10 protein-coding genes are annotated in these 7,399 nt (G+C 31.2%); all 10 read right to left on the reverse strand.

All coding sequences use genetic code 11. The annotated features are described in order from the left end of the window. Nucleotides 1-159 precede the first annotated feature (159 nt). Nucleotides 160-1,524: a thioether cross-link-forming SCIFF peptide maturase gene (gene scfB, locus HMPREF9129_RS06330; RefSeq protein ID WP_004821636.1), complete on the reverse strand. Its 1,365-nt coding sequence runs from the start codon at nt 1,522-1,524 to the stop codon at nt 160-162. Nucleotides 1,525-1,560: 36 nt separating this feature from the next. Beyond that, the gene (gene scfA, locus HMPREF9129_RS06335; RefSeq protein WP_004821637.1) at nt 1,561-1,707 is read right to left on the reverse strand and encodes a six-cysteine ranthipeptide SCIFF; all 147 of its coding nucleotides are present in this window, start codon (nt 1,705-1,707) and stop codon (nt 1,561-1,563) included. A gap of 12 nt (nt 1,708-1,719) precedes the next feature. Next, a complete protein-coding gene (locus tag HMPREF9129_RS12930; protein WP_004821639.1) occupies nt 1,720-1,890 on the reverse strand; it encodes a preprotein translocase subunit YajC in 171 nt (56 codons plus the stop codon). A 127-nt stretch (nt 1,891-2,017) separates the two neighbouring features. Further along, entirely contained in the window at nt 2,018-3,130 is a 1,113-nt protein-coding gene (gene tgt / locus HMPREF9129_RS06345; protein WP_004821641.1) for a tRNA guanosine(34) transglycosylase Tgt, read from the reverse strand. Between the two features lie 7 nt (nt 3,131-3,137). Beyond that, on the reverse strand, nt 3,138-4,154 hold the full coding sequence (queA, locus tag HMPREF9129_RS06350) for a tRNA preQ1(34) S-adenosylmethionine ribosyltransferase-isomerase QueA (protein ID WP_004821643.1): 1,017 nt from the start codon (nt 4,152-4,154) through the stop codon (nt 3,138-3,140). Nucleotides 4,155-4,165: 11 nt separating this feature from the next. After that, the gene (locus HMPREF9129_RS10665) at nt 4,166-4,411 is read right to left on the reverse strand and encodes a DUF8618 domain-containing protein (RefSeq protein ID WP_004821645.1); all 246 of its coding nucleotides are present in this window, start codon (nt 4,409-4,411) and stop codon (nt 4,166-4,168) included. A gap of 22 nt (nt 4,412-4,433) precedes the next feature. After that, complete coding sequence (locus tag HMPREF9129_RS06355; protein ID WP_004821647.1) at nt 4,434-5,270, reverse strand: SpoIID/LytB domain-containing protein; 837 nt, start codon at nt 5,268-5,270, stop codon at nt 4,434-4,436. Then, a complete protein-coding gene (gene ruvB, locus HMPREF9129_RS06360; RefSeq protein ID WP_004821649.1) occupies nt 5,267-6,283 on the reverse strand; it encodes a Holliday junction branch migration DNA helicase RuvB in 1,017 nt (338 codons plus the stop codon). The genes HMPREF9129_RS06355 and ruvB overlap by 4 nt, the downstream gene beginning before the upstream one ends. A 10-nt stretch (nt 6,284-6,293) precedes the next feature. Further along, nucleotides 6,294-6,869 (reverse strand): Holliday junction branch migration protein RuvA, encoded by a 576-nt coding sequence (gene ruvA / locus HMPREF9129_RS06365; RefSeq protein WP_004821651.1) that lies wholly within the window; start codon nt 6,867-6,869, stop codon nt 6,294-6,296. Continuing rightward, on the reverse strand, nt 6,869-7,363 hold the full coding sequence (gene ruvC / locus HMPREF9129_RS06370; protein ID WP_004821652.1) for a crossover junction endodeoxyribonuclease RuvC: 495 nt from the start codon (nt 7,361-7,363) through the stop codon (nt 6,869-6,871). The genes ruvA and ruvC overlap by 1 nt, the downstream gene beginning before the upstream one ends. Nucleotides 7,364-7,399: the final 36 nt, after the last annotated feature.

Here is a 7,399-nt window from a genome sequence, read left to right on the forward strand (position 1 = left end):
TCACCATTTTCATGTCTTAAAGTATAACATATCTACAATTTAAAATCACTATTTGTGTCAGATAAAACAATTTCAGGTTTATATTTCAAATATTTTAATTAAATATTTGAAATTTTACAATGAAATAAAGGTCCTATAATAAATTATAGAACCTCTAGCTTATTCATTTTCATTTGCAAGAACTGAAATTGCACATTCAATTCTCTTTTTTTCCATTTCACAACCTATTTTATAAGGTTTTTTCAAATTATTGTTTGCATAATGTGAATTGGCATGGCATCCACCACTACAATAATATCTAGCCCAGCAAGTTGGACAATCATCTTTAGTAAATACATTAGAACATTTAAATTCATCTCTTACCTTTATATTATCTATTCCTGTATTTACATTACCTAACTTAAATTCCTCTTCTCCTACAAATTGGTGGCATGGGAATATATCTCCTTCTGGTGTCACAGCTATATATTCACTACCTGCACCACAGCCAACTGTTCTCTTTATAACACATGGCCCCCCTGATAAATCTATCATAAAGTGGAAGAACTTAAAGTCCGGGTCATCTTTTCTAATTTCTAGATAATCCCTACTCATTTTTTCATATTCATCAAGAATTTTTTGAAGATGTTCTTCTCTTATCGCATAAGGTTGACTTTCTTCTGTTACTACAGGCTCAATAGAAGTAGATTTAAATCCTAATTTATAAAATTCTCTTAAATCTTCTGAAAAATCTAAATTTTCGCTAGTAAAAGTTCCTCTTATATAATAATCTTTATCTCCTCTAGCTTCTATTAATTTTTTAAATTTAGGAATGATTACATCATATGAACCTTTGCCAGATATTGTAGGACGCATATGGTCATTTATTGACTTCCTTCCATCTAAAGATAGAACTACATTTGACATATTCTCATTTATAAAGTCAATCTTATCATCATCTAACAATACTCCATTAGTAGTTAAAGTAAATCTAAAATTCTTATTATATTTTTTTTCTTCTTCTCTTCCATATTTTACTAAAGCTTTCACTAAATCAAAATTCATAAGTGGTTCCCCACCAAAGAAATCAACTTCTAAGTTTGTTCTATTTCCTGAATTTTGTAATAAAAAGTCTAAAGCTTTTTTGCCAGTTTCTTCATCCATTAAAAGTCGTTCGCCCTTAAAATCTCCTTGAGATGCAAAACAGTATCTACATCTTAAGTTACAATCATGGGCAACGTGTAAACACATAGCTTTTACTATATTTTGTGGATTGTAAACTGGTGTCTTTATATTTAAATCCTCTGCGAATAACATTTCATTTTCTATCAAATAATCTATTTCAGAAATAGCTTCTTCAATTTTTTCATCTGTGTATTCATTAGAGAATTGTTTTCTTATTCTTTCATATGAGTTGTCTAAATCTTGTGTTTCTACAAAATCTATTGCATTATATACTAACTCATCTACAATGTGTACGGAGCCACTAGCTACATCCAGTACAATATACTTTCCATTTAAATAAAATTTATGAATATCTCTCATTTTTTCCTCCAAAGTTAAATAGGGTTGTTTCCAACCCTATTTTGCTTCGTTTTCACACTTTTGATTACCAACTGTACAAGAAGTCTTGCAAGCTGATTGACATGATGTTTGACATTCGCCACATCCGCCTTTTTCATAAGTATCTTTAAGTCTCTTGTTTGTAAGAGTTTTTACGTGTTTCATAAGTACCTCCTATTATTCTGCTTTATTAGAAGCTAACGAACCAATTCCCCACTTCATAATATCAAGTCTTGTCTTTGTAGATGAAGTTTCAATTACTACGTAGTCTTCTTTGACTAGCAATACTTTTCCCATAATGCCGCCAATTGTGATGACATCGTCTCCGATTTTTATGTTATTTCTCATACTTTGGATCTCATTTTGTTTTTCTTTTGAGGTCTTATCAATAAGAAATAAAATACTATCATCATAAGTATAAGAGGTCCAAATGTTACTAACATTGTACTAGAATCTTGCATGTTTCTCTCCTCTCTTATTTATTATATCCATATTTTCTATAAAAGTCATCCTTAAATTCTAAGAAATAATCTCCCCTTATAGATTCTCTAATATCTTCCATTAATTTTATTAAGAATCTCAAATTGTGAATTGTGGCAAGTCTTAAGCCTAATATTTCATCAACATTAAAGAGATGTCTTATATAAGCTCTTGAATAATTTCTACAAGTATAACAATCACATTCCGGGTCAAGTGGTGAAAAATCTTCTTTGTATTTTGCATTTTTTATTACCAACTTACCATTTGAAGTCATTACAGTTCCATTTCTTGCAATACGAGTAGGTAATACACAATCTGCCATATCTATACCTCTCTCAACTGCTTCAAATAGATAGTCAGGAGTGCCAACTCCCATCAAATATCTTGGTTTGTCTTGAGGCATGAATTCAGTAGTATGGTCTAATATCTCATTCATCAACTCAAGAGGCTCTCCTACACTTAACCCTCCTACTGCATATCCTGGAAAATCCATAGCAACTAAATCTTTAGCAGAAATTTCTCTTAAATCTTTATACATTCCACCTTGAATTATACCAAATAAAGCTTGGTCCTCTCTCTTATGGTGTGCCTTACACCTTTCAGCCCAACGCGTAGTTCTCATCATTGAGTCATAGATATATTCATAGCTTGAAGGATAAGGTGCACATTCATCAAAAGCCATTATTATGTCTGAACCCAAAGTATTTTGTATATCTATAGAAACCTCTGGTGAGATGAATTTTTTAGAGCCATCAATATGCGACCTAAATTCGACACCTTCTTCACTAATCTTTCTATTTCCACTCAAACTAAATACTTGAAATCCACCACTATCTGTCAATATAGGTTTGTCCCAATTCATGAATTTATGAAGCCCACCAGCTTTTTCTATTATATCCATTCCCGGCTTTAAAAATAAGTGGTATGTATTAGACAATATTATTTGAGCCCCTAAGTCTTTAACTTCTTCTGGAGTCATAGTTTTTACAGTTGCTCTTGTACCAACTGGCATAAATATAGGTGTTTCTATTTCTCCGTGTGGAGTTATTATTTTCCCAAGCCTAGCTTTAGAGCCCTTAGATGTTTTTTCTAATTCAAATTTAAACATATATCTCCTATCTTATAAACATTGCATCTCCAAAGCTAAAAAATCTATATTTTTCTTTTACAGCTTCTTTATATGCATTTAATATTATTTCTTTTGATGTAAAAGCAGCAACCAACATTATCAAAGTTGATTCCGGTAAATGAAAATTAGTTATCAGTGCATCCACAATTTTAAATTCATATCCTGGATAGATAAATATATCTGTATCTCCAGAACCAGAAACTAACATTTCTCCATCGCAAGCACTTTCCAACGTTCTTATAGATGTTGTTCCAACCGCTATAATTCTTCTACCTTCTTTTTTCGCATTATTTATTTTTTCTGCCGCTTCCTTAGTTACTACATAATGTTCTGAATGCATTTTATGCTCATCTACATTATCTACTTTGACTGGTCTAAATGTCCCAAGTCCAACATGTAAAGTAACTTCTACTATTTCTATACCTTTTTCTTTTAACTTTTCTAAAAGTTTTTTTGTAAAATGTAGTCCAGCTGTCGGAGCAGCACTAGAACCATTATATTTTGAATAGACTGTTTGATATCTATCTTTATCTTCAAGTCTTTCTGTAATATATGGTGGCAGGGGCATTTCTCCAAGTTTATCTAGAATATTTTCAAATATACCCTCATATTCTAATTTTATAAATCTATTGCCATCTTCCGAAATATTTACAATTTCACCTTTTAGTTTATCGCTAAAAATTATTTCAGTGCCTATTTTAGCTTTTTTACCTGGTTTAACTAAACATTCCCAAGTATCATTTTTATGATTTAATAAAAGAAATTCAATAAGTTCTTCTTTGTCTTTTCTGTGACCATATATTCTAGCAGGGATTACTCTTGTATTGTTAATTACAAGCACATCACCACTATTTAGCTCATCTATTATGTTATAAAAATGGTCATGCTCTATATTCCCATTTTCTCTATTTAATTTTAATAATCTCGAATTAGTTCTATCTTCCAATGGATGTTGAGCTATTAACTCCTTTGGAAGATAGTAGTTAAAATCTGAAGTTTTCATTTCTCTCTTTTCTATTTTACTAATGTAGTTCCAGGGAAATAAAATTGAAGAATTTCTTCATATCCTTTCCCTTCTTTTGCCATATTTACTGCGCCATACTGACTTAATCCAACTCCATGACCATAACCTTTGCCGTTAAAAACTATATCATTTTCAGTTTGGACTGCATATAATGTACTCTTCATCTTTGCTGCTCCTAAAAAACTTCTAAGTTCACTAGCCTTTATATTGTAGGTTTTATCCCCTAAAATTTCCAACTGTTTTACTCTACCGGAGCTGTCAATTTCTAAAATATTTTATACTATATATATCTGTTAATGGATACTTACTCTTTATCTTGTTTATAAATTCCTCTTTAGAAAATTTTAAACTCCATTTATAATCATCAGAATAAGGGTCTTCTTTTCTCTTCAAATATGAATAATCTCCGCCCCACACTTCTTTCGCATCAGCTATTACTCCTCCAGAAGATGCTCCAAAAATAGCAGATATCGGTTTTGAATTTATAGCTAAATACATCCCTTTAGTTTCATCTACTGCTTTTGTAGTTTTTTCATGTTCTGAACTTTGACCTCTATATACTTGAGAAGATGTTGTATCAGTTAGGTTATAACCTTTTTTGATATACTTATTTTTGTTTGACATCGCAAAAGTTCTTGATGTTATAGCTTGAGTCTTTAAGGATTCCATAGGATGAGAATAGTCTAATTCATTATTAACTACTCCCTTTAAATAATCCTCTAATTCTATATAATTGATTGCATTTAATTTATTGTTTTCTACTTCAAAATGAAAATACCCTCTGTACTTATTTTTAAGTTTTATATAGCTTTCACTTGATAGTTTAAATTCACCCTTTGCAGGAAAATTTTCTGATAAAACTTTATCTCCTGACTTTAAAATAATTTTACCATCTACAAATTCTGCACTTATATTTTTTACACCTAAATCATGAATTTCATTTAAATCCTTATCCACTAAGTGAAAATTTTTATCTGATGACAGTTCAAACTTATTCGCTGAATTTCCTATTTTTATTTCGAAATAATTATCTTCAGCATACGCCTTCGCCGGCAAAATAAAAATTAAAGCTAAAATTAAAAACAATCTTTTCATATAAAACTCTCCTGTTCTTTATAATCCAACCCAAAGTGGTCGTAAGCTAATTTAGTTACCACTCTTCCCCTTGGCGTTCTATTTATAAATCCTATTTGTAGTAAATATGGTTCATATACGTCTTCTATGGTTATTCTCTCTTCATTTACTGAAGCTGCTATGGCATCAATCCCCACTGGTCTACCTTGAAAATTACTTATCATGGTCATTATGATTTTTCTATCAAGACCATCCAATCCATAACTGTCAATTCCCAAGAGATTAAGTCCTTTTTGAGCAACATTTTCTGTTATTACTCCACTTTCTCTTACTTCAGCATAATCTCTTACTCTCTTTAACAATCTGTTTGCTATTCTTGGAGTTCCACGAGACCTCTTTGCTATTTCTATTGCACCTTTTTCATCTATCCCTATGTTTAGAATTCTTGCAGAACGCATTATTATTTCCTTTAGAGAATCTAAATCATACATTTCAAGATTTAATATTACCCCAAATCGATCTCGAAGAGGAGAAGTTAACTGTCCGGCTCTTGTTGTAGCACCAATCAAAGTGAACTTTGGTAAATCAAGCCTTATAGATCTGGCAGACGGTCCCTTCCCAACTATGATATCTAAAGCATAATCTTCCATAGCTGGATACAATATTTCTTCTACTGTTCTATAAATCCTATGAATTTCATCTATAAAGATTACATCATTTTCCTCAAGATTTGTTAAAATACTTGCTAAGTCTCCCGCTTTTTCTATCGCCGGTCCACTAGTAACTTTTATATTTACTCCCATTTCATTAGCAATTATATTACTAAGTGTTGTCTTCCCAAGCCCGGGAGGACCACTTAACAACACATGGTCTAATGGCTCATGTCTATTCCTCGCTGCCTCTATAAAAATATTTAGTTTTTCAATTACTTTATATTGACCTATGTATTCATCTAATTTTTTAGGTCTTAAACTATTTTCTACAATAGCATCTTCGTTCCCAAATCCTGGTTCCACTAACCTATTGTTCTCCATAAATTCATCCTTACTTGCCTAAATTCTTCAAGGCATACTTTATTTGTTCAGATATACTTATCGATTTATCCACTCTTGACAGAGCCATTTTCGCCTCATAACTGTTATATCCTAAAGAAACTAAGGCATCTATAGCCCCATCATTATCAACAACTGATGATACACTTTCTATTTTCATATTGAAATTATATTTTGCTATTTTATCTTTCAATTCCAAGACTATTCTTTGTGCAGTTTTTTTGCCTACACCAGGAGCCTCTGTTAAAATATTTGAATCTTCAGCACTAATTGAATATACTATATTATCCAACGATATAGCTGATAAAATTCCAAGTGCAACCTTTGGCCCCACAGATGAAACAGATGTCAATAAATCAAACAGTATTCTACTTTCTCTTGTCAAAAATCCATATAGTGTCAAACTATCTTCTCTTACTATCAAACGTAAAAAAATCTTATACTGCTTATGACTTAGTTCTGTAATTTCTTTTTCTGACATGTACAAAACATATCCAAAATCATTCGTTTCTAATATACAGTGATTTTCGTTTATCTCAACTACTTCACCTTTTATAAAATCAAACATTATTCCATCCTAAATAATTCTTTAAATTTAACTGAAGACGAGTGCGTTATTGCAACAGCCAAAGCGTCTGCCACATCATCTGGCTTAGGGATTTTACTTAAACCAAGTATCATCTTTACCATTTCTTGCACTTGTCTTTTTTCTGCTCTACCATATCCAACAATTGCATCTTTTATTTGTAAAGGCGTATATTCATAAATTTCATCAACGTGTAACTTAACTGCTAAAATTTCCACTCCTCTTGCTTCTGCAACTTGTATGGCTGTTTTCGTATTTTTATTAAAAAATAATTCTTCAAATGCTATATCATTCGGTTTGTATTTTTCTATTAAATATGTTAACTCTACATAGATTTTCTCAAGTCTTTTTGGAAATGTCAAATCTTTATCAGTTGTAATAGTTCCATAAGTAACAGGCTTTAAACTATTCCCAATTACATCTATGATACCATATCCGACAATTGCATAACCTGGGTCTATTCCTAATATTCTCATAATTTATCCTATAAAAAAAACTAAGATCACTCTTAG

The sequence above is a fragment of the Peptoniphilus indolicus ATCC 29427 genome, from assembly GCF_000227315.1.
GTDB classification, from domain to species: domain Bacteria; phylum Bacillota; class Clostridia; order Tissierellales; family Peptoniphilaceae; genus Peptoniphilus; species Peptoniphilus indolicus.

What these genes read in the sequence shown, in the direction of transcription:
- scfB (WP_004821636.1), bottom strand. Translation starts at nt 1,524, where the DNA reads ATGAGAGATATTCATAAATTTTATTTAAATGGAAAGTATATTGTACTG.
- scfA (WP_004821637.1), bottom strand. Translation starts at nt 1,707, where the DNA reads ATGAAACACGTAAAAACTCTTACAAACAAGAGACTTAAAGATACTTAT.
- HMPREF9129_RS12930 (WP_004821639.1), bottom strand. Translation starts at nt 1,890, where the DNA reads ATGAGAAATAACATAAAAATCGGAGACGATGTCATCACAATTGGCGGC.
- tgt (WP_004821641.1), bottom strand. Translation starts at nt 3,130, where the DNA reads ATGTTTAAATTTGAATTAGAAAAAACATCTAAGGGCTCTAAAGCTAGG.
- queA (WP_004821643.1), bottom strand. Translation starts at nt 4,154, where the DNA reads ATGAAAACTTCAGATTTTAACTACTATCTTCCAAAGGAGTTAATAGCT.
- HMPREF9129_RS06355 (WP_004821647.1), bottom strand. Translation starts at nt 5,270, where the DNA reads ATGAAAAGATTGTTTTTAATTTTAGCTTTAATTTTTATTTTGCCGGCG.
- ruvB (WP_004821649.1), bottom strand. Translation starts at nt 6,283, where the DNA reads ATGGAGAACAATAGGTTAGTGGAACCAGGATTTGGGAACGAAGATGCT.
- ruvA (WP_004821651.1), bottom strand. Translation starts at nt 6,869, where the DNA reads ATGTTTGATTTTATAAAAGGTGAAGTAGTTGAGATAAACGAAAATCAC.
- ruvC (WP_004821652.1), bottom strand. Translation starts at nt 7,363, where the DNA reads ATGAGAATATTAGGAATAGACCCAGGTTATGCAATTGTCGGATATGGT.